18 protein-coding genes and 1 pseudogene are annotated in these 18,892 nt (G+C 37.6%); 13 read left to right on the forward strand and 6 right to left on the reverse strand.

The window, feature by feature from the left end; translation table 11 throughout:
• Window positions 1-8: 8 nt before the first annotated feature.
• A complete protein-coding gene (locus SB775_RS12070; RefSeq protein WP_410861732.1) occupies window positions 9-1,619 on the reverse strand; it encodes a glycoside hydrolase family 10-like protein in 1,611 nt (536 codons plus the stop codon).
• A gap of 321 nt (window positions 1,620-1,940) precedes the next feature.
• Here SB775_RS12070 and murQ point away from each other — a divergent pair, with 321 nt between their 5' ends.
• From murQ to SB775_RS34680, 10 genes are all read left to right on the forward strand, one after another.
• Window positions 1,941-2,825: an N-acetylmuramic acid 6-phosphate etherase gene (gene murQ / locus SB775_RS12075; protein WP_089363464.1), complete on the forward strand. Its 885-nt coding sequence runs from the start codon at window positions 1,941-1,943 to the stop codon at window positions 2,823-2,825.
• Between the two features lie 224 nt (window positions 2,826-3,049).
• Complete coding sequence (locus SB775_RS12080; protein WP_061463755.1) at window positions 3,050-3,355, forward strand: PTS sugar transporter subunit IIB; 306 nt, start codon at window positions 3,050-3,052, stop codon at window positions 3,353-3,355.
• Window positions 3,356-3,404: 49 nt separating this feature from the next.
• Complete coding sequence (locus SB775_RS12085; protein WP_410861733.1) at window positions 3,405-4,694, forward strand: PTS sugar transporter subunit IIC; 1,290 nt, start codon at window positions 3,405-3,407, stop codon at window positions 4,692-4,694.
• 71 nt (window positions 4,695-4,765) lie between these two features.
• Entirely contained in the window at window positions 4,766-5,050 is a 285-nt protein-coding gene (locus tag SB775_RS12090; RefSeq protein WP_410861734.1) for a hypothetical protein, read from the forward strand.
• Between the two features lie 40 nt (window positions 5,051-5,090).
• Window positions 5,091-6,470 carry a 6-phospho-beta-glucosidase gene (locus SB775_RS12095; protein ID WP_410861735.1) on the forward strand — a complete coding sequence of 460 codons (1,380 nt, stop codon included), beginning with the start codon at window positions 5,091-5,093 and terminating at the stop codon, window positions 6,468-6,470.
• 27 nt (window positions 6,471-6,497) lie between these two features.
• Window positions 6,498-6,827 carry a PTS lactose/cellobiose transporter subunit IIA gene (locus SB775_RS12100; protein ID WP_089363461.1) on the forward strand — a complete coding sequence of 110 codons (330 nt, stop codon included), beginning with the start codon at window positions 6,498-6,500 and terminating at the stop codon, window positions 6,825-6,827.
• A 15-nt stretch (window positions 6,828-6,842) separates the two neighbouring features.
• Window positions 6,843-7,928, forward strand: a complete 1,086-nt coding sequence (locus SB775_RS12105) for a DUF871 domain-containing protein (RefSeq protein ID WP_410861736.1) — start codon at window positions 6,843-6,845, stop codon at window positions 7,926-7,928.
• A 52-nt stretch (window positions 7,929-7,980) separates the two neighbouring features.
• Window positions 7,981-8,877 carry an N-acetylglucosamine kinase gene (locus SB775_RS12110; protein WP_410861737.1) on the forward strand — a complete coding sequence of 299 codons (897 nt, stop codon included), beginning with the start codon at window positions 7,981-7,983 and terminating at the stop codon, window positions 8,875-8,877.
• A 25-nt stretch (window positions 8,878-8,902) separates the two neighbouring features.
• Window positions 8,903-9,769, forward strand: a complete 867-nt coding sequence (locus SB775_RS12115; protein ID WP_410861738.1) for a MurR/RpiR family transcriptional regulator — start codon at window positions 8,903-8,905, stop codon at window positions 9,767-9,769.
• Window positions 9,770-9,789: 20 nt separating this feature from the next.
• Window positions 9,790-9,900, forward strand: coding sequence for a hypothetical protein (locus tag SB775_RS34680; RefSeq protein ID WP_486360700.1), 111 nt, complete (start codon window positions 9,790-9,792; stop codon window positions 9,898-9,900).
• 126 nt (window positions 9,901-10,026) lie between these two features.
• On the opposite strand, the gene SB775_RS12120 is transcribed toward SB775_RS34680, so the two are convergent.
• Complete coding sequence (locus SB775_RS12120; RefSeq protein ID WP_410861739.1) at window positions 10,027-10,647, reverse strand: NAD(P)-dependent oxidoreductase; 621 nt, start codon at window positions 10,645-10,647, stop codon at window positions 10,027-10,029.
• A 159-nt stretch (window positions 10,648-10,806) separates the two neighbouring features.
• Here SB775_RS12120 and SB775_RS12125 point away from each other — a divergent pair, with 159 nt between their 5' ends.
• Window positions 10,807-10,998 carry a hypothetical protein gene (locus tag SB775_RS12125; RefSeq protein WP_410861740.1) on the forward strand — a complete coding sequence of 64 codons (192 nt, stop codon included), beginning with the start codon at window positions 10,807-10,809 and terminating at the stop codon, window positions 10,996-10,998.
• Window positions 10,999-11,989: 991 nt separating this feature from the next.
• Here SB775_RS12125 and SB775_RS12130 read toward each other — a convergent pair.
• Both SB775_RS12130 and SB775_RS12135 read right to left on the reverse strand, forming a co-directional pair.
• Window positions 11,990-12,505, reverse strand: a pseudogene (locus tag SB775_RS12130) (hypothetical protein); the annotation flags it as partial.
• 1,339 nt (window positions 12,506-13,844) lie between these two features.
• On the reverse strand, window positions 13,845-14,048 hold the full coding sequence (locus SB775_RS12135; protein ID WP_089363453.1) for a hypothetical protein: 204 nt from the start codon (window positions 14,046-14,048) through the stop codon (window positions 13,845-13,847).
• Between the two features lie 340 nt (window positions 14,049-14,388).
• On the opposite strand from SB775_RS12135, the gene SB775_RS12140 reads away from it, so the two are divergent.
• Window positions 14,389-15,354, forward strand: a complete 966-nt coding sequence (locus tag SB775_RS12140; protein WP_410861741.1) for an MBL fold metallo-hydrolase — start codon at window positions 14,389-14,391, stop codon at window positions 15,352-15,354.
• Between the two features lie 357 nt (window positions 15,355-15,711).
• Here SB775_RS12140 and SB775_RS12145 read toward each other — a convergent pair whose 3' ends face one another.
• Together SB775_RS12145 and SB775_RS12150 are read right to left on the reverse strand one after the other, a co-directional pair.
• Complete coding sequence (locus SB775_RS12145; RefSeq protein WP_089363451.1) at window positions 15,712-16,911, reverse strand: MFS transporter; 1,200 nt, start codon at window positions 16,909-16,911, stop codon at window positions 15,712-15,714.
• 25 nt (window positions 16,912-16,936) lie between these two features.
• Complete coding sequence (locus SB775_RS12150; RefSeq protein ID WP_061463730.1) at window positions 16,937-17,518, reverse strand: TetR/AcrR family transcriptional regulator; 582 nt, start codon at window positions 17,516-17,518, stop codon at window positions 16,937-16,939.
• Between the two features lie 345 nt (window positions 17,519-17,863).
• Here SB775_RS12150 and SB775_RS12155 point away from each other — a divergent pair, with 345 nt between their 5' ends.
• Complete coding sequence (locus SB775_RS12155; RefSeq protein ID WP_410861742.1) at window positions 17,864-18,178, forward strand: hypothetical protein; 315 nt, start codon at window positions 17,864-17,866, stop codon at window positions 18,176-18,178.
• Window positions 18,179-18,892 lie beyond the last annotated feature (714 nt).

Below are 18,892 nucleotides of genomic sequence, written 5' to 3' on the forward strand. Positions count from 1 at the left end.
ATTGAAGATTATTTTACGTTTATATTAATCTGTTTAGTTTGTTTACTTTCATTGTGGGTTCGGTCTAAGGCAGTCACAACATATGTGTAAGTCTTTCCTTTTTCTACACTGGGGTCATTAAACAATTGTCGTTTATTTTCTTTATGCACTGTGGCAAGTAAGTTCGTTGAGTCATCTATATTTCCTTTTTTCTTCCCATCAAAACGATAAATGGCATAATAGGATGCATCTGATTGCTTGTGATCGTGAATTTCAAATTGTATTCCATCTCCAGCTTGTGTTGCCTTGCTCACCTTTGGTGCCTTTGGGGCATGATCATCAATCCAAGGCATGGCAGGAACCAATGCGGGATGCTTATAAATATCCTCGCTTAAGCGATTCTTTATCCCAAGGGGGTTTTTCCGTAAATCTTTGGCACTGAAATGCATGCTTCCATCAAATTCCTTATATGTTCGATTCAGTTTTAACTGGTTTGGCATTTCTTCAGGATTGAACCAGTTTTGGACACCATTGGACTCTGTATTAATTTTATAGTCTCCTTGTCCAATATAGAGTTGAACATTTTTACCCTCGACTTCTTTTGTCCACCAATCAAGAAGTTTGGCATAGTCAGCTACTGGCAATCCTATATTCCAATATAATTGAGGGGCAATGTAATCAATGTATTCATTATTGATCCACGTTCTGGTATCCGCATATAAATCATCATAATTCGTTTGTCCAGCGGCAGTGTCAGATCCTGTGGGATCAACTGTTTTGTTGCGCCAAACTCCAAAAGGACTTATACCAAACTTCACATATGATTTTTCTGCCTTGATTTCTTCATTTATCTCCTTAACAAGGTTATTTACATTATCCCTGCGCCAATCCTCCACATTTGTAAATCTATCTGCTCCATATTTTTGATAGGAAATTTCATCTGGGAAAGGTACTCCTGCAATCTTGTAGGGATAGAAATAATCGTCCATATGGACTGCATCAATATCATAATTCTTAACAACTTCCATTATTCCATCGATCACAAACCGTTGTACGCCAGGAATGCCTGGGTCAAAGTACAATTGTTGTCCATATGGCATGACCCAATTCGGGTGCTTTCTAGCAGGATGTGATTCTGGAAGATTATCAATATCCGATAATTCAGCTGTCTTACCTAAAGGCATGGTAATGCGATATGGATTAAACCAGGCATGAAATTCCATATTACGATCATGTGCTGCCTCTACCATGAATGCAAGAGGGTCATACCCAGGGTCTTTTCCTTGGACTCCTGTTAAATATTTTGACCAAAGACCGTATTCAGAAGGGTAAAAAGCATCTGCAGTTGGTTTAATTTGCATAACGACAGCATTCATCCCCATTGCTTTTTGTTCATCCAAGTATTTTATGAATTCTTCTTTCTGTGCTGATATGGATAAACCGGGTTTGGACGGCCAGTCAATATTTAACACACTTGCAATCCAAGTTGCGCGCAGTTCCTGTTTTACATAAGTAGTTTGTTGGGGAATAGTCCCGGATTCTGCATTTGCAATCAAATCGGATGGAAGGAGAAGTGAACCTCCCACTAAAGCGGCTAGCGCTAATGATCCTAATTTTCTTTTTGTAATTCTTTCATTCATCAATAGTACAACCTCATTTCATTACTAATATTTATATTTAATTATTTGTAAGCGTTAACAAATAATGAATATATGAATTTGTCACCTATCCGAATAGAATTAATGTCTAATCAATAAAAGGATCATGGGTTTGGTTCATGAAAATAGCGGTTTACATTTTTAGTAGAAAGTTAAAATAATTTTATGTATCTTACGTTTATTCTAAAATTAATTTTTAAAAATGTATACACAATATTGAAATTAATTTTTAATAATGATATATTCTCTATAGCTAAAAAAGTTTCACCACTTTCACCACTGAAATAAAAAAGGATGATATGTATGCTAGAGCATTTAACGACAGAGCGCCGTAATGAAAAGACCATGAGTTTGGATGAAATGGGAACACTTGAATTTTTAGAGGTAATGAACGAAGAAGACATTAAAGTTGCCCATTGTGTGAAAAAAGAACTTCCGCAAATTTCTAAAGCCGTGGAGATGATCGTCGAAGCCATGAATAAAAACGGCAGATTAATTTACATGGGTGCAGGAACAAGCGGGCGCATCGGTTTATTGGATGCAGTAGAATGTCCACCGACATTCAATACCGATCCGAGTGAAGTAGTGGGTCTTATAGCTGGTGGGGAAAAGGCTTTCATTAAGGCAGTTGAAGGTGCTGAAGACAGTTTTGAATTAGGTCCTGAAGATTTGAAGAAAATCGAATTAACAAACAGGGACGTCGTAGTGGGCATTGCGGCTAGTGGACGCACTCCATATGTTATTGCTGGCTTGGAATATGCTAATCAAGTTGGTGCAGGAACTGTGTCGATAAGCTGTAACAAAGGTTCAGAAATAGGTAAGATTGCAAAAGTTGCGATTGAAGTAGTAAACGGGCCTGAAGTCCTGACGGGTTCTACACGTTTAAAAGCTGGAACATCACAAAAGTTAGTATGCAATATGCTTTCCACCGCCTCAATGGTTGGAGTGGGTAAAGTTTATGGTAACTTAATGGTAGATTTACAGTTAACTAATGAAAAGCTAGTTGAACGCGCAAAACGCATTATCATGGATGCTACTGACTGTAGCTATGAAATTGCAGATGAATTTTTAGAAAAGGCACATGCCCAGCCCAAAATTGCAATTGTCATGATTTTAACGAATGTATCGTATGAAGAAGCCTCAAATCGTTTAGTGAAGGCACAAGGATTCATAAGAAAAACGATTTAACGCTTTTAATAAAAAGGCTCTTTTCGTAAAGATTATTGTTTTTAAAACGAAACTATTTAAGGGTGATTGGAGCGGAAGTGCGAGACTCCTGCGGGCTCACCGCCCGCCCCGCGGAAAGCGAGCATCTGGAGGGGGAATCAACCACAACTCACTACCTGGTAAATAGCAACAAAGTATGTGAAAACAGCCAATAAAAAAAATAAAAAAAATTGGAGGAACAAAGAATGAAGGTTTTATTCGTATGTTCAGGTGGAATGTCTAGTGCAATCGTTGTAAGCGCTTTAAAAAAGGAGGGGGAAAAACAGGGTGTAACTATAGAAGTATTGGCAGTCGGCACTCAAGAATTTGATGCAGAAGTACGAAATGGCTGGGATGTTGCAATGGTAGCTCCGCAAGTCAAACATCGTTTCGATGGCTTTAAGGCATCTGCAGATGAAGCGGGCGTCCCATGTGAAGCCATACCAGCTCAAGCTTACAGCCCTCTTGGCGGACCTAAGCTACTAAAACTGGTAACGGAACTAGCAAAATAATAAACTAATTACTATTTCTTTTCACTAAACGTAAAAGGGGAAAACACGAATGGACAAGTTTGTAGCTTTTTTAGAAAATAATCTTTCAACACCTATGGCTAAATTGTCTGAGCAAAAACATTTACGTGCAATTCGGGATGGTGTGGTTTCTGCGTTACCATTCATCATTTTTGGCAGTTTATTCTTGATCATTGCATTTCCGCCCGTTGCAGCAGATACTGCATTAGGTGAATGGTCTGCAAAACATATAGCAGAAATTTTAATACCATATCGATTAACGATGTTTATCATGACGCTATATATTACTTTTGGTATAGGCTACAGCTTATCTCAAAGCTATAAACTTGATCCGCTATCTGGAGGTTTACTATCATTGGCAGCCTTCTTGTTCACAATTGGTGTAGAGATGATGGATGATGTGGGGTTTGTTTTGCCAATGACAAATCTCGGAGGCCATGGCCTTTTTGTAGGAATGCTTGTATCCATTTTTGCTGTCGAAATTCTACGTTTTTGTAAAACAAAAAATATCACGATTAAAATGCCGGATTCTGTTCCAACTTCAGTAGCTCGTTCATTTGAAGCATTAATTCCAGTTTCAATTGTCCTGCTTGTCATGACTTTAATTACAGTCGTTTTTGCTGTTGATTTACATTCACTCGTTGATAAAGCGGTTGCACCACTCATCAGTGCAGGCGACACATTGCCAGGTGTATTAATTCCAGTATTTTTGATTACATTCTTCTGGTCATTTGGTATTCATGGCGTTTCAGTGGTAGGTGCCGTAGCTCGTCCGGTATGGGAAGTGTACTTGGGGAATAACTCGGCGGCAGTTGCAGCTGGAAAGGCAATTCCCCACATCGCTCCTGAAACTTTCTTCCAATGGTTTATTTGGATTGGCGGGTCTGGTGCAACTTTGGGTTTAGTAATAGCCATGCTCTTAACGGCAAAGTCCACCTATAGTAAAGCAATGGGGAAAGCAACAATTGTTCCAAGCATTTTTAACATCAATGAACCTGTTATCTTTGGGATGCCAATTGTACTAAACCCGGTACTGATCATTCCATTTATCATTACACCGCTAATTGGTGCGACACTTGCATATATTGCAACATCCATCGGACTTGTGAACCCGACATATGTAATGGTTCCCTGGACATTGCCCGCTCCAATAGGCGCCTACCTTTCAACTGGCGGTGATTGGAGAGCCATCGTTCTCGTGATGGTGAATTTAACCATTTCCGTTATTGTTTATCTGCCATTCTTTAAGATGTACGATAAAAAGCTTTTAGCGCAGGAAAACATGGTAGAAACAACAGATAGTAAAAATATTGCTTTATAAGGAATGCCTAAAAGGGAGTTTGGGACTAAATGCTCCAAACTCCTTTTATGAATTGAGAGGGGGGAAAGGACATGACTTCAACTTCCAGAATCCACTTTTTTAGTTACAAAAGTGCCTTTCTATTTTTTAGCTTCATTCTTGTTTTTAATTTTATTTTTAACAGATTAATGGATGCCTTTGAAATAAATAAACAATTCTCACTATACTTGGGAAATACCTTTGCCATAAGCGCAGGATTAACGATGGTTGTTTGTTTTGTTGAAGGTAAGTTTAAAAACAAGAAACAAGCATCACTATTATTCTTGTCTTTATTAGCGGTAAGCGCACTGGTTTGTTATGCAATCATCTATAAATGAATGAAAAATTCAGATTAGCTTACGATGAGGTGTTAGGGGAATGGAAATGAAAAAAGGGCTGAAGATTGCCACAATCGGCGGAGGCTCCAGTTATACACCAGAATTAATAGAAGGTTTTATTAAACGATATGATGAGCTGCCTATTAGGGAACTGTGGTTAGTGGATATTGAGGCAGGAAAAGAAAAACTGGAGATTGTAGGAACATTGGCAAAACGGATGGTTGAAAAAGCAGGACTTCCAATGGAAATACATCTAACGTTAAACCGTCGTCAGGCCTTGCAAAATGCTGATTTTGTCACAACGCAAATGAGGGTGGGTTTACTTGATGCACGAATCAAGGACGAGCGGATCCCGTTGGAATTAGGCTTAATTGGTCAGGAAACAAATGGTGCAGGAGGATTGTCCAAGGCATTACGAACTATCCCCATTCTTCTGGAAATTGCAGAAGAAATGCAGGAGCTCTGCCCTGATGCATGGTTAATTAACTTCACAAACCCGGCTGGGATGGTAACGGAAGCCCTTCTCCGCTACAGCAAGCATAAAAAAGTCATTGGTGTATGCAATGTTCCATTTAATATGCATATGTCTATTTCCAACATGCTTGGTGTTGATATGAAAAGAGTGCACATAGATTTCGCAGGGTTAAACCATATGGTATTCGGGATGCATGTGTTCGTTGATGATCAAGAAGTAACAGATAAAGTGCTTGAAATGCTGGGCAATCCTGAAATTCAGCTGACGATGAAGAATATTGCCCCATTAGCTTGGAACAGAAGGTTTTTGAAATCTTTAGGTGTTGTGCCTTGCCCGTACCATCGTTATTATTACAAAACTAAAACGATTTTAGAAGAAGAGTTGGAAGCATTCAAATCTGGGGAAACTCGAGCAGAAGTTGTGAAAGAATTAGAAGTAGGTTTGTTTGACCTATATAAGGATGAAACCCTTGACATCAAGCCTCCACAACTAGAGCAGCGCGGTGGAGCTTACTATAGTGATGCAGCGTGTAATGTCATTTCTTCTATTTATAATGATAAAAAAGATATTCAAGTGCTAAATGTACAAAACAAAGGATCGCTTACTGATATTGATTATGATTCAGCTGTCGAAGTAAGCTGCATTGTCACCAAAAATGGACCAATTCCTTTGGCTATGGGTAAATTACCCGTACAAGTGCATGGCTTGATTCAACAAATCAAATCATTTGAAAGAATTGGTGCAGAGGCAGCCGTTACAGGTTCTTATGATAAAGCGTTATTAGCTTTAACGATTAACCCGCTTATTCCAAGTGATGACCTGGCGGAAATTGTTTTACAAAAACTGTTAAAAGTGCATCGAGAATACTTACCGCGATTCTTCAGTGAAAGTGCAGTATCGACATCAAGTTTCGTTGGATTACAGCAATCCAATGAAACTTCATAATCTAACATAAAATTGGAGTGTAGTGATATGTCAACTGAATTGAACAATAATGAAATGGAAATTTTTGAAATAATATCACATAGTGGAAATGCAAGAGGATTAGCATTCGAAGCACTAAAAGAAGCGGAAGAATTTAATTTTGAAAAGGCAGAGGATCTAATTAAACAGGGCCAGGAAGAATTGAACTTGGCCCATAAGACACAAACCAAGCTCATTCAAGCAGAATTGAATGGAGTTCCAAGTGAGAAAACTTTATTAATGATTCATGCACAGGATCACTTGATGACGGCAATGAGTGAACAAAAACTAATTGAACATATGATTCGCATTGTAAAAAAGCTAGCCCCACAACAGTAAAGAGGTGATTAAATAATGGGTAAACTCGGTATATCTATCTATCCAGAGCATTCAACCGTTGAAAAAGATATCGAATACATTGCACTTGCACACAAATATGGATTCAAAAAGATCTTTACTTGCCTGCTTTCTGTCGAAGGTGACAAAGAAAAGATTTTAAAAGAATTTAAAGAAACGATTCGTTTTGCCAATCAATTGAATATGGAAGTGATGGTCGATATTGCTCCCCGAGTATTCGGTTCACTAGGCATTTCTTATGATGACTTATCGTTTTTTGCAGAATTAGGTGCGTATGGAATCAGGCTGGACATAGGTTTCACAGGTAACGAAGAGTCGATTATGACACATAATCCATATGATCTAAAAATTGAAATAAACATGAGCAATGCAACAAAATATTTAGAAAATATTATCGATTACAAACCAAATAAAGAGAATTTAGTTGGATCGCATAACTTCTATCCTCATCGCTATGCAGGATTGGGCTATCCTCATTTTATAAAATGCTGTGAGTCATTCAAAAAGCATAATATCCGCACGGCAGCTTTCATAAGCTCCCATGCAGCAACGTACGGACCTTGGCCTATAATGGAAGGATTATGTACATTAGAAATGCACCGGGAATTACCCATTACAACTCAAGCGAAACACTTGTATGCGACAGGGTTGATTGATGATGTAATTATTGCGAATGCCTACGCATCTGAAGAAGAATTGAAGCAGCTTAGCCAGTTAAACAGAGGTCTATTAACATTTAATGTTAACCTTCACGAAACCATAACAACTTTAGAGAAAAAAATAGTATTGGAAGAATTCCATTTTTACCGTGGAGATGTTTCCGATTATCTTATTCGCTCGACTCAATCACGCGTGAAATATAAGAGCGACGAATTTAAACCAACATATACGCCTGATATTAGACGCGGTGATATTTTAATTGAAAATGAGCTCTATGGACAATATAAAGGGGAATTGCAGATTGCATTGAAGGAAATGAAGAATTCGGGAAAAACAAATGTAGTGGGCCGAATAGCAGAAGAGGAAATTTTTCTCCTCGATCATTTGGAACCATGGGGGAAATTCCAATTCAATATTAAATGATCAGGGAAGGAACGGTGATATTCCTTCCTTTTTTACTGAATAGGAGAATGATATGAATTATATTATCGGTGTTGACGGCGGGGGCACTAAAACTGAAGCAGCGGCTTATGATTTAGATGGTAATAAAATAAGTGAAGGCAAAGCTGGGTTTGGAAACCTGCTTATAAATGAAAAACAAGCCATCGCTAACATTATACAGGCAATTGAACAAAGCATAGCTCCTATTGATAATGGTAGCTGCCATTACATTTGCTTAGGATTAGCCGGGTATGGAGGAGTTGAAAATCCGCAGGGCATAAAAAGTGCATTAAGAAAGGCATTTAATGCCCCGTTCACGATTGTAAATGATGGAATTATCGCTCATGCTGCTTTACTAAAAGGAAATGATGGCATTTTGACCATATCCGGAACTGGATCTGTAAGTATCGGCATCCATAAAGGTATCGAGAAATCGGCTGGTGGCTGGGGACACATTCTTGGGGATGAAGGAAGTGGCTATTGGATCGCCATGCAGGCTTTTATAAAAATGACGAAAGAAGAGGATGAGGGAGATGACTATAGCCTTTTAACCGAGACAATACTTAAAAAACTTGGGCTTCATAGTGTTATGGAACTGAAGAAATTCATTTATTCCGCCACGAAATCCGAGATTGCCGCGTTTGTTCCCCTAATTGTCCAACATGCGGAGGAGGGCGATGGCTCCTCGCAAAATATTCTGAATCAGGCCGGGTACCACCTTTCAAAACAAACGCTTAAGGTTATCAAGAAGTTAAAGTTAAGTGAGAATGTTACAATTGCAATAAAAGGTAGCATATTGACAAATATACCATTGGTGCAAAGCTCTTTCATCAATCATATTAAACTTGAAAACCCAAATGTGAAATTTGTTGTAGAAGACGTATCAGCTACCTTGGGTTGTTACTACATAGCAATGAAGCATTTAAAGTAAGTAAAGATCAAGGAGAGTAAATCATATGCCCGTCCAAAATATTATATTGAGAATTGAAAGTTTATTGAACCAGTTGCCCAAATCAGAAAGGAAAATTGCACAATATATCTTAGAAAATCCACAAGAAATTATAAGAATGACGATACATGAATTAGCTGACCATGCCAATGCCAGCAGTTCGGCCGTAACGAGATTTTGTCATTCAATAAAAGTTAACAGTTTTTCGGAACTGAAGGTATCCCTATCATCCCTAATTTCCCAACCGGAGAAAAAAGGTTTCCATGACATTGAGCCTAATGAAACAATAGCGTCCATTAAAAATAAAATAGTCTCCAACTCTGTACAAGCTATACAAGAAACGGCACATTATTTGGATGAGGCCGTTCTTGACAATATCATTGAAACCATGAGGAGTGCAGATGTAATTTATGTCTATGGTTTAGGAGCTTCATGGCTCGTTGCTGAAGATATTACACAGAAATGGCTACGGTTAGGAAAAATTGTAAGTGCCAATCAAGACCCGCATATTACGGCCACTGCGCTTGCTGCATCATCAAAGAACACCGTTTTTTTCTGTATATCCAATAGTGGCGAAACTGAAGAAATTCTGGAACTCGTTGATATTGCTAAAGCATATGGAATTAAAACAATTGGTTTATCGCGGTTGGGGAACAATGGACTAACTAAAAAAGTTGATATGTCCCTAAATCATGTACGTGCACCGGAGGCTAAGTTCCGAAGTGCTGCAACAAGTTCGCTTTTTGCACAATTTCTAACGGTCAGCATTATTTTCTATGCGTATGTTTCAAAATTTTATAATGAAAATAAAAATGAAATTGAACGTTCAAGGGAATCTGTATTGAAATTCACCAAAAGAAATTTGGATACTTGAAGGAAGAGGATTTAAAAATGATGGAGGAGGGCATTCGCTTGGATTGTGAATGCGCAGATATATGCGGAAGAATCAAACATAGGATGTACGCTTTTTCAAGGAGTAAAGAAACGTTCCAGTATTTGGCCTAATTAAAACAGAGAAAAAGCCCTCCAAAAAGGTTTTGAAGGGCTTTTTGGCTGGCCAAAAATTAAAAACATGTTTTTTCCATTAATCGGCTTTTTTGATTACTCATGGTGTTTAGCATAAGAAGATTATTAGTAGGCGATACCTACACGTGATTTTATATAATCGCTACTTTTTATTAGACTAAATGTAAACTCTGCTGTATCCGGCACGGATATTTCTAAGCCGTCCTCCGGCAAAAAATTACCTTCTACACGATATTTACCTACACTTTCCCCATTCGGCAAATACGTAGGACAGACAATAGTCCATTCGAGTGGTGACTGTTTGAGCATATCGTAAACTTTATGATGTTCTACCGCTGCACGGGTAGACTTACGCTTTGATTCACTTGACTGATAACGCAATGAATTTGGGGTGGTTCTGCTTTGCAGGATACCTGCAGTTCCTATAGTGATAATTCGTTGTATTCCTTCTTCTTCCATTGCTTCGATAATTAGTGGCATACTTTCTGATAGAGTGGTTGTCCCATCAGTATTCAGCGCACTAATAACTACATCAATCCCATGCATTGCATGTGAGATATCACCTTTATTTAAAACATTACCTTGGATAATAGTTAAATTTTCACAATTTATTTGAAGCTTCTCTGGATTTCGAACTAATACAGTAACATGGTGTCTATCATGAAGGGCATAAGTAACTATTTGACCTCCAACTCGTCCAGATGCACCTAATATTAAAATATTCATGAGAATGAACCTCCTTTTTACAAATATTACACTACACTTTAAAAGTTATTATATCGTCTTTTTTAACTAATGATAGCCTTAGTGCAATAAGTCATCATAAGATAATCAAACTTTTTTATAAAGAAAAGGAAGAACCTATGAATAGGAGGAGAAATAAAGATGAAAAAAATGGCCCAGGTTCCAAAAACAGAAATTATTAACGATGATATAATGTTAGACTTTGGAGAAGAAGTCCCGATTTTTGGAATAGAGTTAGAAGGAGAAACTGCAAGGAAAATTGAACTGATTGCTAATAAAGTACACATTAGGAAGTTACTACTGATGGAAAGACTTATTATTCTTTTAGACTGAATGATGAAATAATAAGAAATTCAATTCCTCATCCTAATGTTGAATCAATAGTGTTTCATTTTTCGGATACTAACTGTGAAGATTTTTTAGGTATAGACCTTTTTGCTTCTAAGTCTTATTCCGAGCAGTACCTAATTGGTAAATAAATAGTTCTTCTTTTACTAACGGGTGCCTGTGCGGCCGAGCCTAGGTCGTATCATATAGCGGGTGGATTCCCGTCGAGTAAGAACTAGCCATTCGTTCGTAGCGAGTCTTGGAGGGCTAATGGTAACGTTAGTCTTTAAGCGTAGACAGTTAGGTGGCGGGCCGAAAGCCAAATGGTTGAAGGGATTGAGCTCCATAATGTTAGTAAATCGAGAGGGCTGATGCCTTACGCGCAGCAGAAAGCTATATTTTATCCTTCGTTAAGGGCAAGATGGATAAAACCTCTCTGGGGTCAGAGGACCTTGGCACGTTATACACATCGATATGATACGGCAACTCGGGAGACCCTACCGATCCGTGAAGGGAGTTGGGTAATGCCGTTGGAGGAAAGGCTAGCTACCAGTTATTGCCCTTACTAGGGAAACATTTACTACACTCAGAGGCAGAGGTAAATGGAAAAACGACTAAGGATAGCAGAATTAGCAAAATCTGAATCTGAGAGATTAGCTACATTTTGTGAATGGTAACTAGGAGGAGCCGTGTGCGTGAATAGCGCAAGCACGGTTCCGTGAGGTTCCCTTCTACTCGGCTAGCGTCATAAAAAGACCGCCAATTGGCGGCCTTTTGAACATTTGAACGTGCGATTCTTTACATAATCATACGTTTACTACAATAAACAAAATTACAGTCAAAAATAATCCCTTAAAATTTTTCTTTACTACTGCTTGTGCTCGGTCGGCAGTTGCGACGAAACTTTTAAAAAATATCACTATTTTCCCATTTCTTCGAAATAAATGAGAGAATAGTGATTTTAAAAATCCTTCACCTGGTCATTGGCGATCTCCCATTATTTGATTTCGATCGCCGAAGCCTTATTGTCCCAATCCGAAGCCATATTAGCAGTTTTACCATACCAATCGGAGTGTCTAAAGGAGACTCCTCTGCCATACCCTTGAGATGAAGTATGCTCCCACAGCGTCGTCGAATAGCTTGAAGAAGGTGACGCCGTACTTAAGGAGGAAATTCTGTCATTCCAGCTGGAAGACAAGTTTGTAAAACCGTCTCTCCAATAAATATAATTCCCACCTTTATTTTTATACTCATAGAAATCGGTACAACAAGAACCGCTGCCCATGGTAGTGACTTTGTTTTGAAGTCTCTGTTTATCTTTTTCGATAAATGCCAGCAAAGTTTCCCTGCTCGTAAATCCATATGCCAACCAATCGCCCTCGTTATTCTGTTTAGGAAGAACCATTGTTACTTTTATTTCTTTGTTAGATATGTTACTCACTTTGGCCTGGGAATCCACATCTTTTCCATCTACATTTAAATAATGGAACGATTTAATCGTATAATCCTTTTCTGCATTCGTCTCGGCCTTCGATACTGGTGTAAATCCCATGGCAACGAAAAGACAACATAATATTACGGAAAGACAAAGTTTTATTCGCAATTTCTCCACTCCCATATTATTGAAATTTAGATACTTTGGCCGGAAAAAGTGGAAGTTGACAGCCACTGCGTAAAATCTTGACGGAATATCCGATACCGGCTTGTACACGAATGGCTGAATTCCACTTTTATTAATATTCCCTCCTTCCGGCTTCGCTCCCCAGCCGTTTATACGAAATGTGTCAAAGGATGATTCTCCTCTAGTCTACAGTGTATATTATTTCCATACAAGGATATATTTTACTATATCGTTAATTTATCAGGAGGTAAATTCTCTTATTTTCAAAAGTGTTTTTTAAAGTATTTCACCATAACCAAGAAGCTATATACCAAAAAAAAACGAAAAACATACGCTAAGCAAATTTCGAAATAAAGAAAGCCGATTTTCCCTACACTAAGGAAGTATCAGCTTTTATTCGTTAAATCACTTATACAATAATTCGCTAATTTCTTTTTTCTAGTTCGAGTGAAATATAATACGACACTGGGTTCCTGGTTGAGGTTTACTATCTATGTGAAGATCTCCGCCATGAGCTATAAAAATTTTGTCTTGCAATAGCCAGCCCTAATCCAGTTCCAGAATTATTAGAAGATACATCGATTGTCGGTTACAAAAAGTTTAACGGAGGTGAAGGGGAGGACTTTTTATTAATATCAATGGGCAGTGAAAGAATGGGAAATACCATTTATCTTATTGAACTCCATCAGTTTGATACGAATATCTCTCGAAGCTCACTTATTCGCAGGATTTCATAACCCTTGTAATTGGATTTCCGGGTAATTGAAATGAGGTCAGATCATTTTGGCTTCATAAATAAAGGAGTCAGCACCACTCCATATTTTACCATGCAATGTACATCCCCACACCGTCCCTGGAGGCTTTCCCCCGTGGGTCAATTGCCCTCTCAATCCTTCGTCATGCCTATCCAAGGGGTGGAGGCCAGTTATGCTAACCTGATGGGTCACAGTGCCCTTTTGTTCAAGAAACCTTGTACTCTGTACATATTTGAAATCTTACGAATAAGAAAACATTAAAAATTAAAGTAGTTAATCTAACCAACATTTTAGAAAACAATACAAAAAGGGCCACCCAAAAGCTTCATGAGTGGCACCTTGATCTGACTTCCTTTGGTAAGAAATGACTCTGTCTTTGTCTTCTAGCTTTTTCTGAATCATTTAATCGGAGGATAGGTGAAAATGGTGGATTAGTTGGCTATAAAAACACCCCATTAGCGAGCACAATTCCTTCTCTAATATTCCTGTCCTTCTTTCGATTTTAGAAAAGAAACAACTGATTCATCTAATAATTTTTCCCGATTTGGATCTTCATTGACATCTGTATCCACTTCCATTTCTTGTTTAAGTATGCCGAAAGGATCATCTTCTGTATTTAATCGACTGTCCCGGCTTTTATGTTGGCCTGGATTATGGTCATTATTTTTTTGATTTGGCATATAAACTCCTTCTTTAACATGTATTTTTTATTTAGTATGAACATTTGAACCAAAATAAAATCCAATATTTTTTATGGATTATTTTCAATTTCAATCACGAACTGGGACCTGTAATTAATAATCTTCCGCTATCTTGTTGTTCTTGATGAAATGTTGAAACAGCATTCGAATTGTAAATCCTAAATTGCTTTAGGTATAGTTGATTGAATATTGAAAATACTGTAGTATTTATTTGTGGAAAATAATACCGAAACATCGTTTTCTATTCAAAACAAACATCGGAAGGAGGCTGGGACAGAATCCCCAGAGTAAAGTCAAATAATTTAAGGAGGATTTTGCTATGAAGAAAAGAATAAGGAATACCTCTATTAGTTTTTTGTTGGTAGTTTCAATCATACTATCATTATCATTATTACTTCCTTCTTTTGGCCAATCTGCTGGAATGCAATCGGATTTTAAAGTAACTCTATTAGGAACAGGTTCTCCTATTTTAAGTACATCCCGGTCCGGTCCCGCTACCCTTGTGGAAGTTGGTAATGAAAAACTCCTCTTTGATGCAGGACGTGGAACTGCTTTGCAATTATATAAAGCGAATATGTTACCAGGCAGTATTGACAAGTTATTCCTTTCACACTTGCATTCGGATCATACGATTGGCATCCCAGACATATGGCTTACAGGTTCTTTGCCAACAGGTGGGAAAAGAGAGCTAGCCTTTAACATTTGGGGACCTAAGGGAACAAAGAAAATGATGTTGCATATGAATAAAGCTTATAAAGCCGATTTGGATGCAAGGGAAGACTCTGGAAATGGAAACGTTGAAGGAGCGAGTATTATAGCACATGATATCAAGGAAGGCGTTGTGTATCAACAAAAGGGAATAGAGGTAATAGCTTTCAAGGTTGACCATAAATCAATTGAACCTGCTTTCGGTTATCGGGTTAATTACAAAGGACATTCAGTAGTTATCTCAGGTGACACCCGTTATAATGAAAATCCAATTCAATTTGCTAAAGGTGCTGACGTAGTCATTCATGAGGTTGCAGCCGCAAGACCTGATAATGAATCAGAATCGATATCCAATATTCTTGACCTTCACACTACACCCGAGGAAGCAGGTAAAGTCTTTAGCCAAATACAACCAAAGCTTGCTGTGTATTCACATATTGTATTATTAGGTGGATTAACAGAAGAAAAAGCTAATTTGCCCGGAAGAACAAAAGAAACATATGAAGGAACAGTTGTAGTAGGTGAGGATTTGATGTCCATAGAAATAGGCGATAAGGTACAAGTGCTGCACCCGTGAAACGATGATCACTCAGCGAAAAAATAATAAACGAGCTTCAGCCAATGCGATAAGCGTTTGGAACTGTGCTACCGTAAACATTTTGACATATAACCCAGGCTAAGACACTTTCAATAAAAAAACCGATATCCCTAGCGCACCGGCTCATGAATATCATGATATAAGGGCCTAAAAGTCCGCATCGAGTAAAAGCTTCTTAACCCCTTGACGCATAAAGACCCCTTGCCCAAAATGGACAGGGGATCTTTGTTTAAAGGCAAAGTATAATACAAGTTTAAGAGTTTCCAGCTCGAAATGTACTTTGAAAAATCATATTAGGGCAATCTTGGCCTTTATTATTCAAATGGCGCCTCGTTATTAAGCTAAACTATCTGCTAATCGGTTTTCTTTCCAAATGACTGTAATACCTAGGCCAATGACCATAATGACAGCAGCAAAAAGATAAGGATAGTGGATGTTTACGTCAAATAGTATTCCTCCCATTGCTGGTCCGAAGATATTCCCTAAGCTCGTATAGGTTGAGTTCATTCCAGCAACAAACCCTTGCTCTTTCCCGGCGGCTTTTGATAAAAATGTCGTCAATGCCGGACGAAGTAAGTCAAATGCAAGAAAGATGAAGCTAGTTACCACCAGTACTGCCAAAAAGCTAGATATCAATGTGGAAGCCACCGCGAATATTGCCCCGATGACTAAACATAATTGAATCAGTTTCTTTTCACCGAGGATATCTACCAGTTTTCCAAACATAAATACTTGGACAACAACTCCGAAGATTGAGCTAATTGTAATGATAGTTGCAATATCCTTCGGCGTGAAGCCAAATTTATGATCAGAAAATAGGCTGAAAACAGTTTCATATGCTGATAAACCAAAAGCAAGTACAAATACGATGATAAACGCAATAAAGTAAAGCGGGTTAAGTGATCTTTTTAAATCGTCTATAAAGTTTGTTTCTTTTGTATTAGCAGAAACTTCTGCAAGCTGTTCCTTTGTTAGCGGTTCTTTTAAAATAAATATTGATGCAAGGCATGCTAAAAAAGCAATGGCTGCCGCAAGAAAGAATGGCAAACGTATACCATATTCCGCAATAAAACCACCGATACCAGGTCCTATAATAAAGCCCAAGCTAATGGCGGCCGAAATATACCCCATTGCTTTTGGCCGTTCCTGAACTGATGTAATATCTGCAACATATGCAGTAACACCTGGCATAATAAAGGCGGCACTAATTCCCCCTAGGATCCTTGATATATATAACACGGATACGTTCGTGCCTATACCAAAGATAAGTTCTGAAACACCAAAAAGGAATAAGCCGATAATGATGATTTTCTTTCTGCCGTAACGGTCGACCCAACGACCTGCGAATGGTGACATAACAAGTTGTGATACTGCAAATACGGCAACAAGATAGCCCATCGTACTTCCTGATAAATGCATGATATTCATAAACGATGGCATTACGGGGATGATGAGTCCAATTCCTAGAAAGGCAATGAATATATTGCTTAGAAGAATAATTAATATCGCCTTTTGTTCATTAATTGGTTTATTCATGTATTAACACCTCTTTCTATGTGAATCATTTTTGTGAAATACCTCTCCAAAATACTTTCCAAGAGGATGCTAATTTATCGTTCAGCCGTTTCTCATCATTGCCGTATACAAGCTCCAGCATAATGGAATCAACTACTCCTAAGAAAGCAAAGGTCGGCGTAATTGCTGCTTCTTCGACGATTAATTTAGCATTGATCCAATCCTGAAATTTTCTTTCCAATATCGCCTGCACCTTTTCCTCGATATCCATGACTTCCTGTCCGATTGCTTTTTCAAGATGGGCTGGCGGAAAAAAGGACATACGCAGCCAAAACTTTAAATGCTCATTTTTTTGAAAGAGATCGATGATCAATTGTAGAAATCCGTATAAATCTTTTTCTGGATTTTTTGAATCAACTTTACTGAAATATTGGAGTTTTGAAGATAGCTCCGCCTCTTTCGCATCACGTAAAACTTTCAGAAAAAGATCATCCTTGCCTTTAAAATGGGCGTAAATGGATTGCTTTTTCATGCCGACTTCTTCAGCTATTAGAGATAGGGATGCTCCTTCATAACCATGGATCGTAAAATATTTTAAAGCTGCTACCTTAATTTCATCGCTTTTCAATAATATCACCTCTAATTTAACGAACGTTCGTCAGTTATATTAGCAAATTAAATAAATATAAGCAAGCGGTTTAGTTTATAGGAGGGTATTAAGCAACACTGTGGTGTGGAAAAACCTCCATAATCAAGCGCTTTTATTGAATGAAAGGAGCACAAAAGTAATCAAACTGTTTTTTTTTTATAATTGAATACTTATTTCATATAACAGAGGGTGCTGCGGCCGCTCTTGGGCAGTTTAGTTGTATGCTGATATAATATGAATAACAACAATTAAGCCGTTTCCATTTTTGGGAAAATGGTTTTTTGTGGTAATATATACAGGGATAGAATAATAGGGAGGGTAACTATGGAAGGGTTGGAAATTTACGATTTTTTAAGATTAGTTTTTATTACTTTAATAATTAGTTTATTTATAATTTCCATTATTTTATTTGCTAAGAAACGTCGTAACCTTGTTAATGGATTCACTGTTAGTATCATTTCAATAATGTCAATAATTGTTTCAAGTATTAATCTTATTATTATGGGATACATAGCTGATGAATTAAATTTAGCAGGAGACGTTATTTCCTTATATATGTTTCTTATAATTTTAGGGTTAAGTATATTTAATTTGTTTATTTACTTTAAAAAAACAGTATTTTTAGTGCCTAATAAATAAATTTTGTTCTGAATATAGGATTAGTAGACTGACGGGATGGAATATTGGTACTGTAAAGTAGCTATTGTTGTTGAATTTAATTCATTTTGGGTACAATCCTACTCTTTCTCCTGACAAAAAAGTGGTTAAATGGTCGAAACGCTAACCTTTTGACAGTTATCCTATAGGTTCCATATTTTAGCTTTTTGTTTATGTAATCGCACATCTATTCCTTGCTACATATGAAGGCATGCCTGGTATATTCTAATTACCAATTTAATAGGTTTCATAAGTGATGACAAAACAATAAAAGCAGTCTAATTTAAAAAGTTTGTAAAGGATTGCACTTAAAGTAATGGGTCGTTAGCACCCATATGAAGGCCGCCAAATGGCGGCCTTTTGTATGTTAAGTCAGAATATATGGTCGGATAGATAAATTATGTATATACTATAATTTTTTGTTAGGTCGAACAATCATTTTTTCAGATTTGATTGTTTATTTTCCAATGACATAAGAATAGTTTTCTCTCTAATCATAGCAGGTATTTGGATTCGGGGCCCTGAAATACTTCTTTGAGAAATTGCCCTTTCACCGCCCTAGATTCAAAGATTATTTATTTGATACCGTATTTGGCGGCCTTTTGAAATGTATAATGCTTGCAATAATCATGCATTCAAATTAGAGGGGAAATCAATACGGATTTGCTCGATAAGAAAAAGTGGAAGGTAACCCAA

Source organism: Peribacillus sp. SIMBA_075, from assembly GCF_046534585.1.

Bases quoted from the DNA above. Each gene is read 5' to 3' on its own strand.
- SB775_RS12125 (WP_410861740.1), top strand. From the start codon at position 10,807: ATGAAAAAAATGGCCCAGGTTCCAAAAACAGAAATTATTAACGATGAT.
- SB775_RS12135 (WP_089363453.1), bottom strand. From the start codon at position 14,048: ATGCCAAATCAAAAAAATAATGACCATAATCCAGGCCAACATAAAAGC.
- SB775_RS34680 (WP_486360700.1), top strand. From the start codon at position 9,790: ATGGAGGAGGGCATTCGCTTGGATTGTGAATGCGCAGATATATGCGGA.
- SB775_RS12115 (WP_410861738.1), top strand. From the start codon at position 8,903: ATGCCCGTCCAAAATATTATATTGAGAATTGAAAGTTTATTGAACCAG.
- SB775_RS12100 (WP_089363461.1), top strand. From the start codon at position 6,498: ATGTCAACTGAATTGAACAATAATGAAATGGAAATTTTTGAAATAATA.
- SB775_RS12110 (WP_410861737.1), top strand. From the start codon at position 7,981: ATGAATTATATTATCGGTGTTGACGGCGGGGGCACTAAAACTGAAGCA.
- SB775_RS12070 (WP_410861732.1), bottom strand. From the start codon at position 1,619: ATGAATGAAAGAATTACAAAAAGAAAATTAGGATCATTAGCGCTAGCC.
- SB775_RS12095 (WP_410861735.1), top strand. From the start codon at position 5,091: ATGGAAATGAAAAAAGGGCTGAAGATTGCCACAATCGGCGGAGGCTCC.
- SB775_RS12120 (WP_410861739.1), bottom strand. From the start codon at position 10,647: ATGAATATTTTAATATTAGGTGCATCTGGACGAGTTGGAGGTCAAATA.
- SB775_RS12140 (WP_410861741.1), top strand. From the start codon at position 14,389: ATGAAGAAAAGAATAAGGAATACCTCTATTAGTTTTTTGTTGGTAGTT.
- SB775_RS12155 (WP_410861742.1), top strand. From the start codon at position 17,864: ATGGAAGGGTTGGAAATTTACGATTTTTTAAGATTAGTTTTTATTACT.
- SB775_RS12090 (WP_410861734.1), top strand. From the start codon at position 4,766: ATGACTTCAACTTCCAGAATCCACTTTTTTAGTTACAAAAGTGCCTTT.
- SB775_RS12080 (WP_061463755.1), top strand. From the start codon at position 3,050: ATGAAGGTTTTATTCGTATGTTCAGGTGGAATGTCTAGTGCAATCGTT.
- murQ (WP_089363464.1), top strand. From the start codon at position 1,941: ATGCTAGAGCATTTAACGACAGAGCGCCGTAATGAAAAGACCATGAGT.
- SB775_RS12105 (WP_410861736.1), top strand. From the start codon at position 6,843: ATGGGTAAACTCGGTATATCTATCTATCCAGAGCATTCAACCGTTGAA.
- SB775_RS12145 (WP_089363451.1), bottom strand. From the start codon at position 16,911: ATGAATAAACCAATTAATGAACAAAAGGCGATATTAATTATTCTTCTA.
- SB775_RS12085 (WP_410861733.1), top strand. From the start codon at position 3,405: ATGGACAAGTTTGTAGCTTTTTTAGAAAATAATCTTTCAACACCTATG.